This window comes from Aureisphaera galaxeae, from assembly GCF_028561275.1.
Classification (GTDB): Bacteria; Bacteroidota; Bacteroidia; order Flavobacteriales; family Flavobacteriaceae; genus Aureisphaera; species Aureisphaera galaxeae.
Map to the genome: position 1 here is coordinate 241,145 of NZ_JAQQTF010000018.1, position 15,400 is coordinate 256,544.

The 15,400-nt window shown below is 42.0% G+C and carries 20 protein-coding genes; all 20 read left to right on the forward strand.

Annotated features, from left to right (window positions below):
- Positions 1-174 precede the first annotated feature (174 nt).
- Positions 175-969 carry a 16S rRNA (adenine(1518)-N(6)/adenine(1519)-N(6))-dimethyltransferase RsmA gene (rsmA, locus tag POV27_RS18115; RefSeq protein ID WP_272864206.1) on the forward strand — a complete coding sequence of 265 codons (795 nt, stop codon included), beginning with the start codon at positions 175-177 and terminating at the stop codon, positions 967-969.
- Positions 947-2,296 (forward strand): magnesium transporter, encoded by a 1,350-nt coding sequence (mgtE, locus tag POV27_RS18120; RefSeq protein WP_272864207.1) that lies wholly within the window; start codon positions 947-949, stop codon positions 2,294-2,296. The genes rsmA and mgtE overlap by 23 nt, the downstream gene beginning before the upstream one ends.
- Complete coding sequence (locus POV27_RS18125; RefSeq protein ID WP_272864208.1) at positions 2,296-2,688, forward strand: acyl-CoA thioesterase; 393 nt, start codon at positions 2,296-2,298, stop codon at positions 2,686-2,688. Before mgtE ends, POV27_RS18125 begins: the two co-directional genes overlap by 1 nt.
- A gap of 12 nt (positions 2,689-2,700) precedes the next feature.
- Entirely contained in the window at positions 2,701-3,066 is a 366-nt protein-coding gene (locus POV27_RS18130) for a cupin domain-containing protein (RefSeq protein WP_272864209.1), read from the forward strand.
- A 4-nt stretch (positions 3,067-3,070) separates the two neighbouring features.
- Positions 3,071-4,006, forward strand: a complete 936-nt coding sequence (locus POV27_RS18135; RefSeq protein WP_272864210.1) for a 2-hydroxyacid dehydrogenase — start codon at positions 3,071-3,073, stop codon at positions 4,004-4,006.
- Between the two features lie 67 nt (positions 4,007-4,073).
- Positions 4,074-5,075 carry a T9SS type A sorting domain-containing protein gene (locus tag POV27_RS18140; protein ID WP_272864211.1) on the forward strand — a complete coding sequence of 334 codons (1,002 nt, stop codon included), beginning with the start codon at positions 4,074-4,076 and terminating at the stop codon, positions 5,073-5,075.
- 12 nt (positions 5,076-5,087) lie between these two features.
- Positions 5,088-6,083, forward strand: a complete 996-nt coding sequence (locus POV27_RS18145) for a T9SS type A sorting domain-containing protein (RefSeq protein ID WP_272864212.1) — start codon at positions 5,088-5,090, stop codon at positions 6,081-6,083.
- A gap of 24 nt (positions 6,084-6,107) precedes the next feature.
- The gene (locus POV27_RS18150) at positions 6,108-6,527 is read left to right on the forward strand and encodes a response regulator transcription factor (RefSeq protein ID WP_272864213.1); all 420 of its coding nucleotides are present in this window, start codon (positions 6,108-6,110) and stop codon (positions 6,525-6,527) included.
- Positions 6,528-6,624: 97 nt separating this feature from the next.
- The gene (locus tag POV27_RS18155) at positions 6,625-7,131 is read left to right on the forward strand and encodes a DUF4199 domain-containing protein (protein ID WP_272864214.1); all 507 of its coding nucleotides are present in this window, start codon (positions 6,625-6,627) and stop codon (positions 7,129-7,131) included.
- A gap of 7 nt (positions 7,132-7,138) precedes the next feature.
- Entirely contained in the window at positions 7,139-7,597 is a 459-nt protein-coding gene (locus tag POV27_RS18160) for a DUF1801 domain-containing protein (RefSeq protein ID WP_272864215.1), read from the forward strand.
- A gap of 20 nt (positions 7,598-7,617) precedes the next feature.
- Positions 7,618-8,004 (forward strand): VOC family protein, encoded by a 387-nt coding sequence (locus tag POV27_RS18165; RefSeq protein ID WP_272864216.1) that lies wholly within the window; start codon positions 7,618-7,620, stop codon positions 8,002-8,004.
- 47 nt (positions 8,005-8,051) lie between these two features.
- Positions 8,052-8,474 (forward strand): NINE protein, encoded by a 423-nt coding sequence (locus POV27_RS18170; RefSeq protein WP_272864217.1) that lies wholly within the window; start codon positions 8,052-8,054, stop codon positions 8,472-8,474.
- An 85-nt stretch (positions 8,475-8,559) separates the two neighbouring features.
- Positions 8,560-8,883 carry an ArsR/SmtB family transcription factor gene (locus tag POV27_RS18175; RefSeq protein ID WP_272864218.1) on the forward strand — a complete coding sequence of 108 codons (324 nt, stop codon included), beginning with the start codon at positions 8,560-8,562 and terminating at the stop codon, positions 8,881-8,883.
- 16 nt (positions 8,884-8,899) lie between these two features.
- Positions 8,900-9,391, forward strand: coding sequence for a DUF6428 family protein (locus POV27_RS18180; protein WP_272864219.1), 492 nt, complete (start codon positions 8,900-8,902; stop codon positions 9,389-9,391).
- Positions 9,392-9,394: 3 nt separating this feature from the next.
- Complete coding sequence (locus POV27_RS20320) at positions 9,395-10,297, forward strand: GNAT family N-acetyltransferase (RefSeq protein ID WP_336375846.1); 903 nt, start codon at positions 9,395-9,397, stop codon at positions 10,295-10,297.
- A gap of 224 nt (positions 10,298-10,521) precedes the next feature.
- Positions 10,522-11,559, forward strand: coding sequence for a hypothetical protein (locus POV27_RS18195; protein ID WP_272864220.1), 1,038 nt, complete (start codon positions 10,522-10,524; stop codon positions 11,557-11,559).
- A gap of 2 nt (positions 11,560-11,561) precedes the next feature.
- A complete protein-coding gene (locus POV27_RS18200; RefSeq protein WP_272864221.1) occupies positions 11,562-12,977 on the forward strand; it encodes an MBOAT family O-acyltransferase in 1,416 nt (471 codons plus the stop codon).
- A 58-nt stretch (positions 12,978-13,035) separates the two neighbouring features.
- Positions 13,036-13,398, forward strand: coding sequence for a DUF1304 domain-containing protein (locus tag POV27_RS18205; RefSeq protein WP_272864222.1), 363 nt, complete (start codon positions 13,036-13,038; stop codon positions 13,396-13,398).
- 68 nt (positions 13,399-13,466) lie between these two features.
- A complete protein-coding gene (locus POV27_RS18210) occupies positions 13,467-14,225 on the forward strand; it encodes a hypothetical protein (protein WP_272864223.1) in 759 nt (252 codons plus the stop codon).
- Entirely contained in the window at positions 14,222-15,400 is a 1,179-nt protein-coding gene (locus POV27_RS18215) for an acetyltransferase domain-containing protein (protein ID WP_272864224.1), read from the forward strand. Before POV27_RS18210 ends, POV27_RS18215 begins: the two co-directional genes overlap by 4 nt.

Consider the following 15,400-nt stretch of genomic DNA (forward strand, 5'->3'; position numbering starts at 1 on the left):
CTTTAAAAAGGAATTTTCCTACATAAATTAGCTGAACTGTATGTTTTTTCGTTCAACTGCAATTTTTAACGATTCCGGATTTTTAATTTAACAGAAGTATTCTTATGCAGGCATAGTTCCCGCGGTATTTCGTCGCAGAAATAGTCCCAGAATTAGACTACCTTTGAAAGCAATATGCAAGATCATGTTCGCGCAAAAAAACACTTAGGTCAACACTTCCTCCACGACGAGCGCATCGCCGAAAAAATAGGCAACACCCTCACTTTGGAAGGCTATAAAAATGTACTGGAAATCGGTCCGGGAATGGGCGTGCTTACCAAGTACATTATTAAGAAACCATTGCAGGTAATTGCGATGGATTTGGATACCGAATCCATTGCCTATTTACAGCAACATTATCTGGAAGAAAACCTTACCATTTTGGAAGCGGATTTCTTGAAGTTTGACCTTTCTGAAATATTTGACAATCAACCACTTGCAATCACCGGAAATTTCCCCTACAACATCTCTTCCCAAATCGTTTTTAAGGCGTTGGAATGGCGTCATAGAATCCCCGAATTTACAGGGATGTTTCAGAAGGAAGTGGCACAGCGTATCTGTGAAAAAGAAGGAAGTAAAACCTACGGTATTTTATCGGTCCTTACCCAAGCATTTTATCATGCGGAATATCTTTTTACTGTAAAGCCAGGTGTTTTTAACCCTCCCCCAAAAGTGGACAGCGGGGTGCTTCGGCTAAGAAGAAAGGAGGATTTTACCTTGCCTTGCGACGAAAGTTTGTTTTTTAAAGTCGTGAAAACGGCCTTTCAACAGCGGCGCAAGACACTTCGTAACAGTTTAAAAACCTTTAATCTGTCCGATAAACTAAAAGAAGATACTATATTTGCCCAGCGTCCGGAGCAACTTTCGGTTACCGAGTTTATAAATCTCACCCAAAAAATACAGGACGATGGCATTTCAACTCACCAGTGAATTCGTTCAGCACATTGAGCATCTCATAGCTCAAAGGGACGGTCTTGGCCTAAAGGAAATGCTGCGCGAATACCACTTCGCGGACATCGCCGAAATCCTAGAAGAGTTAAAATCCGATGATGCTACCTTCCTTATCCAATCCCTAGAAAGCGAAATCACTTCAGAAGCCTTGATGGAAGTGGATGAAGATGTTCGGGAAAAAATCCTGGACCGTCTTTCCCCCAAGGAAATCGCCAAGGAGCTGGAAGAAATGGATACGGACGATGCGGCAGATGTCGTGGCCGAATTGGATGAAGAGATTCAGCTGGAGGTAATCGACAAGATTGAGGACGAAGAGCATGCTGCCGATATTGTAGAGCTCCTCACCTATGATGACAACACTGCGGGGGCCCTTATGGCAAAGGAGCTAATTCAGGTAAAGGAAACATGGACCGTGGCTGGTTGCGTACGGGAAATGCGTCGTCAAGCCAAAAATGTAACCCGCGTACACTCCATTTACGTTACGGACAAGGATGGATTGTTGAAAGGGAGATTGTCCCTTAAAGACCTGCTCACCGCTTCAGAAAAAGCACACATAAGTGATGTGTATATTCCACGGGTGGACTACGTTACCGTTCATACCGAAAACGAAGAAGTAGCTAGGATCATGCAGAAATATGACTTGGAAGCCATCCCTGTGGTAGATGAAAAAGGTGTTCTAATGGGGCGAATTACCATTGATGATATTGTAGATTTCATTAAGGACGAGGCCGAAAAGGATTATCAGTTAGCGGCAGGTATCTCCCAAGATGTAGAAGCCGATGACAACGTTTGGCTCCTCACCCGTGCTCGCTTACCCTGGTTGGTATTAGGCCTTTTTGGTGGATTGGGAAGTGTCTACATCATGCAGGGGTTCGATGAGGCTTTGAGCAAGTTCCCTATCCTATTTTTCTTCACCCCATTAATCGCCGCGATGGCGGGAAATGTCGGAGTACAATCGAGCGCGATCATTGTACAGGGTCTGGCCAATGATATTATCAAAGGAAGTTTGTTGAACCGCCTTATAAAGGAGGTAGGGCTGGCACTTATAAACGGAGCTACTTTAGGCTTGTTGGTCATTTTATTCGGTTATATAGCGGGCCTAGACCAACTGGTAAGCCTAACCATTGCCCTTTCTTTGTTATGTGTCATCATCGTAGCTGCATTAATTGGGACTTTTGTCCCCATTATTCTGGACAAAAAAGGGATAGACCCCGCTATTGCTACTGGGCCGTTTATCACTACAAGCAATGATATCTTCGGAATCTTCCTCTTCTTTTACATTTCAAAAATCATACTGGGATTCTAATGAGCGCCAAGGTTTTCAAACATCGATTCAAGGTTCCATCTTCGGCCATCGATGTTAGAAACCATGTAAACAATCTTGCCTACTTACAATGGTGTTTGGATGCTGCCGAATCGCATTGGGAACAGAATGCTTCCGAAGAAATGAGATCACAATATGTGTGGTATGTGCTCAATCACAATATCGACTACAAGGCATCCGCTTTTGAAGGGGACGAGCTGGAAATTAAGACGTGGGTAGCCTATGCAGAAGGGGTAAAAAGTGAACGCCATTACGAAATCTTAAACGCCAATACAGGGCGTATTCTGGTAACGGCAAAAACCCTCTGGTGTTTTTTAAATGCCAAGAGTTTGAAACCCACGAAGATTCCCGAGGAAATTCGTAATTTGTTCTAAAATTGAAGCGCTATGAATCCCATTAACATCAAAGAAAAATTCGGGAAGTTCTCTAAGCAATGGCACCCCCATCAAATTGCCACTGTAGATGACATGCAGGTAATCCTTGCTAAGATTCAAGGAGAGTTTGTTTGGCACAAACACGATGAGGAAGACGAGCTATTTTATGTTCAGAAAGGAACCTTGGAAATGCACTTTAGGGATAAGGTAGAGATCGTGAAGGAAGGAGAGATTATTGTGGTACCCAAAGGCGTGGAACATTGCCCCAAAAGTGTTGGGGACGAAGAAGTACATCTGTTACTTTTCGAGAAATTGGCCACAAAGCACACAGGCGAAGTGGTCCATGAACGAACACAAACCCAATACCCAAAAATTTAAGCTAGTGAAAATCCTCCTCCTCGACCAAAATCATCCCCTACTACTTGAAGAACTAGAAAAAGCTGGATATAAAGTTACCGAAGACTACACCGCTTCGAAAGAAGAAATCGAAAAAATTATAGGCGAGTATCACGGCATTGTGATTAGAAGTCGATTTAAAATCGATGCCCCCTTTCTCGATGCAGCCAAAAAGCTCAAATTCATTGCAAGGGTAGGTGCAGGCTTGGAAAGCATCGACATTCCTTATGCAAAAAAGAAAAATATCCGATTGATTTCCGCACCCGAAGGAAACAAAAATGCGGTGGGAGAACACGCATTGGGCATGCTATTGTCTCTCTTCAATAAATTGAATCTGGCAGATCGCAGTGTGAAATCGGGCAAATGGGAACGGGAAGCGCATCGAGGAGTAGAGTTGGATGGAAAAACGGTTGGGATCATTGGTTATGGAAACATGGGAAAGGCCTTTGCCAAAAAGCTCAAGGGATTTAACTGCACCGTTTTTTGTTATGATATTTTGGAGAATGTTGGAAACAAAAATGCAACCCAGGTTTCTTTGAAAACCCTTCAGCAAATGGCGGATGTCGTAAGTATACATACCCCATGGACTCCCTTAACCAATCAAATGGTAAATGCCGAGTTCATCTCTCAGTTTGAAAAACCCTTTTGGTTCTTAAATACAGCCCGGGGTAAAAGCGTGGTTACCCAAGACTTGGTAAATGCACTAAAAGAAGGCAAAATCCTTGGCGCAGGTTTGGATGTATTGGAATACGAAAAACTATCTTTTGAGTCGCTATTTGCCGATGAAATTCCCTCAGAATTCAAAGAATTGCTCCAAATGGATAATGTCATTTTAAGTCCTCATGTGGCAGGGTGGACTGTGGAAAGTAAAATCAAGCTCGCCCAGACCATTGTGGAAAAAATACTGAAGCATTTTTCTTAAATTAACTGATTAGTAGGAATTTAAGGATTACGATTGTTTTATAAATGCAATCGCGACAGTAACCAACATGAAAACGAGGAGCTCTACCTTCATCGGACTTTTGTTTTTTACCTTCAGTTTTGCCCAACAAATGTATGTGGTAAATGGAGGTAACGGTCTTAAAATTGTAGACCTAACTACTTATGAGGTGACGGATCTTTTCTCTGTCTCTGTTTCAACTGTCGGACTCTTAACAGACATTGCTTTTAGCCCAGATGGCACCCTCTACGGCGTTACTACCCAAAAGAAAATAGTAGAAGTAGATTTCGATACCGAATCGTTTAATGTGATAGCAGACCTTCCATTAGATGATATCTATACAGGATTGGTTTGCAGTGCAGATAATATTCTCTATACCAGCAAATCTTTATCGGGCACACTCTACCTTTACGATTTAGATACTGGAACCGCCACTACTACCGAGGGAAATTTCTCATCTGCAGGAGACTTCACTTTCTATAAGGGTAATCTTGTGTTCCCAGGTCCGGACGGCCTTTTCATTCATTCATACGATGGTGCGCAAATACAAACCGTTGGCTGTTCCCCTAATCTTACATGGACCTTTGTGAATGATTTCACCAATTGTGATACCGGTATCATATATGGAATTGATCAATTATCCAACCTCATCCGCTTCGATTTAGAAACCGAAGACAGTGAAACACTGGCCAATCTATTTTTGGGTGCTGGCCAAGTATATGGAGGGGCCATACCTAACGAATACATGGCATCCCAATGCCCTACAGAAACCCTGAATAGTGTTTCTTGCAGCTTATCTACAAATGATCCCAATCCTTATGGAATTTCGGCAGGACCCAACCCAGCAAAAGACCAATTGTATATAACGGTCCAGAAACCGTACGACACCTTCAGCCATGCTATTTACACCAATCAAGGGCAGCTGGTAAGGGAAGGAGCAGTTTCTTCCGAATTTATAGACCTATCGCAACTTTCACAAGGGCTTTATTTTTTAACCGTAAGAAATAGTCAGGGGAGCAGCGTGTTTCAGCAAAAAATCATTCGACAATAAGATCCCCTCGATATGAAAAAAATTTACACCTTACTACTATTACTGTTCATGACCACGGGCTTTGCCCAGGAGATGTACATAGTGAATAATTTCAATGAGATAAAGATCATCGACTTAAACGATTTTTCGGTCACTAATCTATTTACGATCCCCACGTCGGAAGCTGGTTTTATTACCGATTTGGCCTTTGCTCCAGATGGAAAGCTTTACGGAGTGACCAATGTTTGGACCATCATAGAAATAGACTTGGTAAGCGAAACCTTTATTCCAGTCACTACACTTCCTGAAGGCGATTCATACACTTCTTTGGTTTGTAATGCGAACAATGAGCTTCTTACCAGTAGGTGGTTGGCTCAAGAGTTATACTCGCATAATCTGGATACAGGAGTTACGGAATTCGTAGATAACGATATTTCTTCTCCGGGCGACTATACCTTTTACAAAGGCAATATGGTCTATCCAGGGTTTTTAAACGATTTCATCAAGGCCTATGATGGAAGTGAAATTGTCAATATCGGTTGTTCAGTCCCTTTGTTATGGACTTTTGTGAACGATTTTGTGGATTGCGATACGAATACCATTTACGCCATGGATCAGTTTGCCAAATTGTATCGCTATGATTTGGAGACCGAAGACTATGAACTCCTGGCCGATTTAGTATCATTAACCGGACAAGTCTATGGCGGTGCCACCATGACCGAATACATGGCTTCGGCCTGCCCTGTACAAAGCTTGAATACAGTCGTCTGTAGTTTGAATACCGAGGATTTCGATCCATACGGTATAGAATTGATCGAAAATCCTGTACGTTCTACCCTTCGCTTTCAAATCGTGAACCCAGCGAATCTTTCATACTCTATTTATAATTTGGAAGGGAAGTTAATTCGAGCCGGAAAATTACAGAATCAAAGCATTCCCATTTCCGAAATCCCAACCGGGGTATATTTCCTTCAATTAGAGGATAGGAATGGTATGACAGCTTTTAGCGAAAGAATCATTAAGGAATAAGTAGATATTTTTCTACTTTTAGGTGTGAAAAAAACCGTTTTTGTTTTTGGCGCACTTATCATTGCTTTGCTCACTTTGTTTCAATTGAGCAAGTTTACTATTTCTTCTGGCAGTCTAGGTATCGAAGTTGTCATAGCCATTATAGCCATTATATTTTTTATTATCGGGGTATATATCAATAGAAGGGCGCGCAATACCTCCACAGAAAACTCCGAAATCCATAAAATTGACGATCAAAAAGTGGCAGAACTTGGGCTCAGTAAACGGGAACACGAAATCTTGATGAAAATTTCGGAAGGATTGTCTAATAAGGAAATTGCCGACCAACTTTTTGTTTCCGAAAGTACCGTAAAGACCCATGTTTCTAACCTATTCACGAAGTTGGATGTGAAGCGACGCACCCAAGCCGTGCAAAAAGCCAAATCCCTAAAAATCATTGTATAGCTGCGATTCCTACTAAAGTATGAGGGAATTTGGTACTTTAGTATGAGTGCATTTTTTGAGGCTCATCTTACTTTTGACCAAACCAAAAAATTAAATCATGAAGAAAACAATTTTAAAGTACGGGGCGTATTCCCTTCTCACCGCAGCGGGACTTTTCTTGATCGCCCTTTTAATTGGAAAAAGTTTAGACTATTCTGTTCAGGAAGTCATCGGATATGTATCCATGGCGCTCTCTCTTATTTTTGTGTTTTTTGGCATTCGCCATTACCGTGACAATGAGAATGAAGGTAAAATATCATTTGGCAAGGCCCTACTATTAGGTTTACTCATTTCACTCTTCGCAGGCATAGGCTTTGGTATTATCGATTATATCTACACCACCGCTATTAATCCAGATTTTGCGGTAGAATACGAAACCAAAATGTTGGCAGACATGAAAGCCACCTTGACCCCTGCCGAATATGAGACACAGAGCAAGGTACTGAAGGAACAGATGGCACAATACGGCGGGTCCGGATTCATGGCATTTATCATGTTCGCCACCGTACTTATCATGGGATTTGTTATTTCCCTCATTTCAGGACTTATCTTACAACGTAAATAATAAAATCATGCAATACGACGCAGACACTGTAGCAGAGTACATCGAGCAGCTACCCGAAGAACGAAAAGACCCCGTTGAGAAATTAAGACAAACCGTAAAGGAAAACCTCCCTAAAGGTTTCGAAGAAGGAATCACTTATAAAATGATTGGGTTTTACGTACCCCATTCCATTTATCCGGCAGGGTATCATTGCAACCCGAAAGACCCACTTCCTTTCATCAATATTGCTTCACAAAAGAATTTTGTGGCGCTCTATCATAGCGGAATCTACGCTAAGCAAGAATTGTTGGATTGGTTTGTGGCAGAATTCCCTAAACATTCGAAATATAAATTGGATATGGGCAAGAGTTGTGTCCGTTTCAAAAAAGTGGAAGCCATTCCATACGATCTCATTGCCGAGCTATGCCAGAAGATGACCGTAGAAGAATGGATCGACATTTACGATACCGCTAGACAAAAAAGATAAACGATTAACCAAGACAAATAATGAAAAATAGAGTTACAGGATTAGGAGGTTTCTTCTTTAAAACAGAAAATCCCGACAAAATAAAAGATTGGTACAAAACCCATCTAGGTATTCCCACAGATCAATACGGCTGGACCTTTTGGTGGAAGGACGAAGCTGGGAATAAATGCTCTACCCAATGGAGCCCTTTTGCCGCAGATACGAAGTATTTTAGTCCTAGTGAGAAACAATTTATGATGAACTTCCGGGTAGAGAACCTCAAGGAACTCTTAGAGGTCCTTAAAGAGGAAGGTGTTACCGTAGTGGGCGAAATGGAAGAATACGATTATGGGAAATTTGGTTGGATCATGGATCCCGAGGGAAATAAAATAGAGCTTTGGGAACCCGTAGACAGTGCTTTTTTATAAATAATTTTTTACATTTATAACTCACTAATGATCAAACCAAAAACATCATGTCAGAAGAAGAAGACAAAAGCCTAGGGGATGACCTAAAGGACAAGGCCAACGAGGCCGCTAACGAAGCAAAAGAAACTGCCAAGGAATTTGCCGATGAGGCAAAAGAATCTGCTAAGGAATTCAAAGAAAGTTGGAACGAAGCGACCAACAGTGGAGAGAACAAGAAACTACTCGCTGGACTGCTCGCTTTATTTCTAGGATCCTTCGGAATTCACAAATTTATTCTGGGATATCAAAAAGAAGGTATCATCCTTGCCGCTATTACTTTGGTAGGATACGTACTGCTGTGTTTCGGTATTGGGTTTCTTCTTGTTATGGCTACTTCCATTATTGGAGTTGTTGAAGGTATTATTTACCTCACCAAGAGTGACGAAGAATTCTACCAAACATATCAAGCGGGCCAAAAACCTTGGTTCTAAAAACGTTAAAGTCTTTGAAAAATTCATCAAAGACTTTTTTTATATGGTTTATTATCGTAATATTGCGATATATAAATTATAGATCATGGGAGTTTCCAAACGTTTTTTACATTCCGTACAAGTAAATCAGTTGGCCGATATGGCCAAGGTCCTTTCACATCCTGCTCGCATTTCCATCCTTAATTACATAGGCGATTGCGAGGGATGTTCCTGCATGCAGATCGCAGGGAACATACGGCTTTCCCAGCCTACTACTTCCCAGCATCTTCAGGTGATTAAGAAATCTGGATTGCTAAAAAGCCGATTTGTAGGGAAGAGCCAATTGTATACCATAAACAAGGATAAGCTCACGGCCTTAAAGGAACTTTTCCATGATTTTTTCGAAACCACAGAACAAAAATGTTGTTAACCCAAATAGTACAACTATGAAAACACAAGAGTTATTAGAGCTACTGAAAACACATCAGGATAAATCATTATTATTCGAATATACCTCTGGGCAATTGGTAGGAGCCAATTACCATATCACCGAAGTAAAACACATAAAGATCGACTCGGTAGACTGCGGAGCCAATTCCGATGCTTGGAATGAGACTGTCATTCAACTTTGGGAAAGCCCTTCAGAATTGGGAAAAACCGAATTCATGTCCACCTATAAGGCCTTGGGTATTCTCAACAAAGTAGGCCGGATGAAAGCCTATGACTTGGCCTCTGAAGTGAAGTTCGAATATGGCAATTCCCTCTTTCACACAGCGCAACTTTTTGTTAACGATTACGAAATACACGGTACCAACCTACTCCTTAAATTAGCCGTGGAAAAAACCGACTGTAAGGCAAAGGAAACCTGTGGCGTAGAAGAACCCGTTGTGGCAGGAAATGTAGATGCTGGTTGTGCTCCCGGAAGTGGTTGTTGTTAAACCATGAAAATCCTTCCGCTCACAAAAGAACATTTTCCTGAAGTAGCCGCTATCTACCAGGAAGGTTTGGATACAGGGATCGCCACGTTCGAAACGGAAGTACCCGGCTGGGAAACCTGGAACCAAAAGTTCCTCCCCGTATGTCGATACGTGGCTCTAGCCAACGAAAGGGTGATCGGTTGGTGCGCTTTGAGCGCTACCTCCAAACGATACGTATATAGAGGGGTTGTTGAGGACACCATTTATATTTCGGAAGCGGCCCGCGGCCAAGGTTTGGGAAGAAAGTTGTTGGAGTACCTGGTTCGGGAAAGTGAGAAGGAAGGGTTTTGGACCTTGCAAGCAGCAATTTTCCCTCAAAATAAAATAAGCATACAGCTACACGAAAAATGTGGATTCCGCATTATAGGCACCCGTGAAAAGGTGGCGAAACGAGACGGAATCTGGCATGACAACGTGTTGATGGAGCGAAGAAGTAAAAAAATAAATTATATGAAAAACATACTTGTGCTCTGCACGGGCAACAGTTGCCGAAGTCAAATGGCCCATGGGTACCTTAATCAAATAGCAGGAGACAAAGCCAATATTTACTCAGCTGGAATTGAAACCCATGGATTGAATCCAGGTGCTGTGGCTATCATGAAAGAAGATGGTATTGATATTACCGGGCATACCTCCAATCATGTGGACGAATACCAAGGAATTGCATGGGACTTTATCATCACCGTTTGCGACCATGCCAACGAAAACTGTCCCTTTATCCCCGCTCCAAACGCCCAACGATTGCATCACAATTTCTTCGATCCATCCAAAGTGGAGGGAACGGACGAAGAAAAACACACTGCTTTTGAAAAGGCCAGAAATGAGATTAAAGATTACTGCGCCAGTTTTAGCGAAGAATTTCTTTAGGATATAAAATTTCATCGCCTATTTCCGATGGCACAGAAGGGAGAGGTACGTACTTTTACGTAGTGTGTATGTGATTAATTTTCATAACTTTACATTCACTAACTAACCAATGCCTAACCCGCACACCAAAACAGGTATGCATATGTAATATCTGTTTCTCCTCTCATTGGGTACCGTGGATTTCACCCCAAGAAATTTCATGAGCATTGTTAAACACTTGTTTCATGAATTTACGAAAATCGTTTATCCTAGCCAGTGCACTGGGTTTGCTAGCTGTTATTGGATGGGAATTCTATTGGCGTGCTCAAGACCGCCTTCCCAATATTGATGACAATAAGGATCTATGGGCCATACAAAGATCCAAACTAAAGAACCCCTCGGACGATCAGGTAGTATTTATAGGTTCATCAAGAATCCTATTCGACATTCAAAATGATCTATGGAGAAAACATACGGGTACCGATCCTGTAATGCTTGCCGTTCAAGGTTCCTCCCCATTGCCTGTACTTCGCGATATCGTAGAGAATACAGACTTTAAAGGAACTATGATTGTAGGGGTAACTTCGGGCTTGTTCTTTTCGACCACCTTTCCCGAAGCGCCGCCTTGGAAAAGGGCACAGAGCAAAGTCGAGTATTTCAATGACCGAACGTATGCGCAACGACTTAATCATCAATTGTCGATCCCGCTTCAAAAGAATTTGGCATTTATAAGGGCTGGGGAAGAAAACTGGGATACAGATGTTGACCTCAAAACCTTGCTTTCGCACCAACGAAAGGGTGAGCGTGCTGGTCCCCTTCCGTCACCATTTAATCTTTTCGAGGAAGTATCGTTGGATAGAAACGTGCAAATGCTAGAGCGTGCAACAAACGATACTGCCTATGCCAATACCATTAAAGTGGCGTGGCAGGATATATTAAAAGGCGACCGTCCTCCGCCAGATAAGGCTTCCACCATGGCATTCTTTCTTGAATATGCCACCAAATTTCAAGAAAAAGGCGGCCAGATTATTTTAGTTCGCTGCCCTTCAAACGGCTGGTTCAAGGAGATAGAAGCCAAAGCCTTTGCGAGAAGTGAATTTTGGGATTCCTTGGTTTTACAATCAAAACTTCCATCGTACCACTATGATGATTACCCCCAATTCAGGAATTTAAACTTACCGGAATGGTCGCATTTATCGAAGGAAGATGCTGATTTTTTCACCACAGAATTGATTTCTATTTTCAAGAATGATGGAGTATTAACGAATCCTAAAACCAAGTAATTATGCTGTTTAACTCGTTAAGCTTCGTCGTATTCCTAGCTATTGTATTAGGACTCTACTATTCTAGATTATTTGCTTGGACCAACAAAAAGCGCATGCTGCTATTGGCTAGTTATGTGTTCTATGGACTTTGGAATCCCCCTCTGGTCGTACTTCTTTGGATATCGACTGTAGTAGATTGGACGGCAGGAAAGAAATTGGCCGTTTTGGAGAACCAAAGGAAAAGAAAACTTTGGCTTTTGCTGAGCCTTTTCGTGAACCTCGGTTTTCTTGCATTTTTTAAATATGGAGACTTCCTTCTCGAAAATTTTACCGCGCTTTTAAACGCTATAGGAGTAGAATATACAGCGCGTCCCATGGATATTATCCTTCCTATGGGGATTTCTTTTTATACATTCCAAACCATGTCTTACACCATAGACATGTACAATAGAAGGATAGAGCGTGCACGAACTTTTCTTGATTTTGCCCTATATGTAACGTTCTTCCCACAACTTGTCGCAGGTCCTATTGTGAGGGCAAAAGAACTAATTACTCAATTTTACGAAGAAAAAAGGGCAACTACCCAACAGTTCCTTTGGGGTCTTTTTCTTTTGACCATTGGGTTATTTCAAAAAGTAGTGCTAGCGGACACCCTACTATCTGGAACGGCCGATGACGTTTTTGGATCCAGGGATGTTTTACACAGCTTGGATGCCTGGACAGGAACATTGGCATTTTCCGGACAAATATTTTTCGACTTTGCTGGCTACTCAACATGTGCCATTGGGATTGCGTTATTGCTTGGAATTCACCTGCCCGACAACTTTCGATATCCCTATGCGGCCATCGGATTTTCAGATCTATGGCGTAGATGGCATATTTCCCTTTCCAGTTGGTTACGGGATTATCTATACATTCCTTTGGGCGGAAACCGACATGGTATCACCCGAATGTACGTAGCCCTAACGCTCACCATGCTTTTGGGCGGCCTTTGGCACGGCGCGGCTTGGACTTTTGTGGTCTGGGGAGCACTACACGGAATTTACTTGATCGTGGAGCGCCTGCTTCGAGGTGCTATAAAAATAAAGATCAATGCGTGGAATGGTATCATCTTAGCCCTGCTCACATACACTTGTGTCAATATTACGTGGGTATTCTTTAGGGCAAGGGAATTCAGTACGGCCAAAAATATGATCCTATCCATGTTCTTTTTAAACGAAGACGGTAAAAAGGTGCTGTACACCTTCGATATTATCAAGGTCATGCTGGTTATTTTAGGCCTATTTCTATGTCATTGGGTTATGAGAAACACCTCCATGAAAGCAGTGGCTGGAAAAACGAACCCATGGGTATTTGGCGTGTTTTGGGCTTTACTATTCTTTTTCATCGTCATCTCGCAAGGTAGTGGGGAACAATTCATCTACTTCCAATTTTAGAAGGCTGTCGCAACATAAAGAATATTATTGTAGCTTTATAGGGAACAATCTATAAACTATGGAGCTAGCAGCCCAAGTTCTTATCGGCGTCGTAGCGGCATTGCATCTTTACTTCATGTATTTCGAGATGTTTGCCTGGACTACCATAGGACGGAGGATTTTCCGGGGATTCCCGAAGGAACTCTTCGAGCCTACCAAACCTCTAGCGGCCAATCAAGGACTTTACAACGGATTTCTTGCCGCAGGCTTAATATGGACCTATTTTATCCAGGATCCTATCTGGAAAGTGAATGTTTCTCTATTCTTTTTAGGATGTGTTGCGGTAGCGGGTATTTATGGTGCCCTTACGGCCCATAAAAAGATTTTCTTTGTACAGGCACTGCCTGCTATCATCGCTATAAGCCTACTCTTGCTTGCGTAACGTCCACATCATTTTCCTAACAAACAGACTAGCAACTATTTTTATATCTTTAAACCAACTCGTTTGTCATGATCCATTTTTTTCGTCGTATCCGGCAAAAGCTTCTGAAGGAAAACAGGCTTCCGAAATATTTACTATACGCCTTGGGTGAAATCGCCTTGGTCATGATTGGTATATTGCTAGCACTTCAGGTAAATAATTGGAATTCCCAAAGACTGGAAAACGACGAAATAGCCATCCGCTATTCCCGTATCCATGATGAAATAACCTCTACTTTAGAGCAAGTGGGAAGAAAAGCTCTACTTATCGATTCCATCGTTGTCAGCAATAATAGAAAATCCCTCAGTGTCCTTAAATCGAGGGATCCGGATTCGGTTCAATCGCTTCACAACACACTATCTTCACTTTCGAGTGTTATAACTGTCACTTACGACATGCCTGCCACCACCGAATTTCTGGAAGAAGGGTACGCTTCTAAAATTGACAATCCCCTACTCAAGGATTTGTTGCTTAGATTAAAGCGATCATTGAGCTTTGCCAATACGGTAGACAATTACTCCAACACCCAATTAAATACACTCATTGAGCCTTATATGATGAAGCATCTGAACTATGCACAAATCATTAAAAGTTCACGAATGATTCCAATTAACAAAGTTGAAGATTTTACTCCATTTTTCGATGATTTGGAATTGGAGAACCTTATCAACCTAAAAATTGAAGCTGACAGAACTAAGGTAAATTACTTAACCGGTTTCAAGAATTTGTTGGAAGCAACGGCTGGGGAAATAGAAAAAGAGCTACAAGAACATAATGATAATTCGTGAAGACGATCACCTCCCATAGAATCCAATCCATAGACTTTCTTCGCGGGATTGTGATGGTTATTATGGCGTTGGATCATGTAAGGGATTATTATCATTTAGGTGCCTGGGCAAGCGACCCAACCAGTATGGAAACTACCACTCCTTGGTTGTTTTTCACTCGATTCGTAACTCATTTCTGTGCACCGGTGTTTGTGTTCTTGGCAGGGACCTCAGCATTTCTATACGGACAAAAACGAACCAAAAAAGAGCTATCCCATTTCCTTTGGACCCGTGGTCTATGGCTCATCCTTATCGAGGTGACCATAAATACGTTTTTCTGGTGGTTCGATCCTTCTTTTGGCTTCATTAACCTTCAAGTACTCTGGGCGATTGGTATTTGCATGATTCTCTTGGCGGCACTCATTCACCTTCCAAAAAATATACTGATCGTATTCGGGCTTTTATTGGTTTTTGGCCACAATCTTTTAGATGACATTACTGCTGAAAGCAGTGGTATAGGTGTTTTTTGGTCGCTACTCCATAAGTATTCTTTTACCACGATAGGCGATCGTTGGGTAGGCATTTCGTATCCCATCATTCCTTGGATCGGGGTCATGGTTCTGGGATATGTCTTCGGATACCTGTACAAGCGAGACTATAATCCTACTATTCGAAAAAAATGGCTCCTGCGACTGGGGGTAGGTTCGGTTTTGCTTTTCTTTCTATTGAGGGGGATCAATATATATGGGGATTTGGTTCCTTGGTCCGTTCAGAAAAACACCACCTACACGATGTTGTCCTTCTTTAATGTGGCAAAATACCCGCCTTCTTTGGCTTTCTTACTTATTACCCTCGGGCCTTCCTTCCTATTCTTGTATGGAGTGGAAAAAGTACAGAACAAGGTTTCCCAGTTCTTTATCGTTTTTGGAAGGGTTCCTTTCTTCTACTATCTCCTTCATATCCTTGTGGTTCATTTGGGAGCGCTTCTCGGTCTTGTCCTTACTGGAAAGGATTGGAAACTAATGATCTTCACCCAAGAGAACTTTACCAATCCCGAATTAGCGAATTACGGATACTCTTTGGGAGTGGTTTATCTCGTTTGGATCGCCGTGGTTCTTATCACCTATCCCTTCTGTAAAAAGTATATGTACTACAAGCTGGCCAACAAACACAAAAAGTGGCTTAGCTATCTGTAA

What these genes read in the sequence shown, in the direction of transcription:
- rsmA (WP_272864206.1), top strand. Translation starts at nt 175, where the DNA reads ATGCAAGATCATGTTCGCGCAAAAAAACACTTAGGTCAACACTTCCTC.
- mgtE (WP_272864207.1), top strand. Translation starts at nt 947, where the DNA reads ATGGCATTTCAACTCACCAGTGAATTCGTTCAGCACATTGAGCATCTC.
- POV27_RS18125 (WP_272864208.1), top strand. Translation starts at nt 2,296, where the DNA reads ATGAGCGCCAAGGTTTTCAAACATCGATTCAAGGTTCCATCTTCGGCC.
- POV27_RS18130 (WP_272864209.1), top strand. Translation starts at nt 2,701, where the DNA reads ATGAATCCCATTAACATCAAAGAAAAATTCGGGAAGTTCTCTAAGCAA.
- POV27_RS18140 (WP_272864211.1), top strand. Translation starts at nt 4,074, where the DNA reads ATGAAAACGAGGAGCTCTACCTTCATCGGACTTTTGTTTTTTACCTTC.
- POV27_RS18145 (WP_272864212.1), top strand. Translation starts at nt 5,088, where the DNA reads ATGAAAAAAATTTACACCTTACTACTATTACTGTTCATGACCACGGGC.
- POV27_RS18155 (WP_272864214.1), top strand. Translation starts at nt 6,625, where the DNA reads ATGAAGAAAACAATTTTAAAGTACGGGGCGTATTCCCTTCTCACCGCA.
- POV27_RS18160 (WP_272864215.1), top strand. Translation starts at nt 7,139, where the DNA reads ATGCAATACGACGCAGACACTGTAGCAGAGTACATCGAGCAGCTACCC.
- POV27_RS18165 (WP_272864216.1), top strand. Translation starts at nt 7,618, where the DNA reads ATGAAAAATAGAGTTACAGGATTAGGAGGTTTCTTCTTTAAAACAGAA.
- POV27_RS18170 (WP_272864217.1), top strand. Translation starts at nt 8,052, where the DNA reads ATGTCAGAAGAAGAAGACAAAAGCCTAGGGGATGACCTAAAGGACAAG.
- POV27_RS18175 (WP_272864218.1), top strand. Translation starts at nt 8,560, where the DNA reads ATGGGAGTTTCCAAACGTTTTTTACATTCCGTACAAGTAAATCAGTTG.
- POV27_RS18180 (WP_272864219.1), top strand. Translation starts at nt 8,900, where the DNA reads ATGAAAACACAAGAGTTATTAGAGCTACTGAAAACACATCAGGATAAA.
- POV27_RS20320 (WP_336375846.1), top strand. Translation starts at nt 9,395, where the DNA reads ATGAAAATCCTTCCGCTCACAAAAGAACATTTTCCTGAAGTAGCCGCT.
- POV27_RS18195 (WP_272864220.1), top strand. Translation starts at nt 10,522, where the DNA reads ATGAATTTACGAAAATCGTTTATCCTAGCCAGTGCACTGGGTTTGCTA.
- POV27_RS18200 (WP_272864221.1), top strand. Translation starts at nt 11,562, where the DNA reads ATGCTGTTTAACTCGTTAAGCTTCGTCGTATTCCTAGCTATTGTATTA.
- POV27_RS18205 (WP_272864222.1), top strand. Translation starts at nt 13,036, where the DNA reads ATGGAGCTAGCAGCCCAAGTTCTTATCGGCGTCGTAGCGGCATTGCAT.
- POV27_RS18210 (WP_272864223.1), top strand. Translation starts at nt 13,467, where the DNA reads ATGATCCATTTTTTTCGTCGTATCCGGCAAAAGCTTCTGAAGGAAAAC.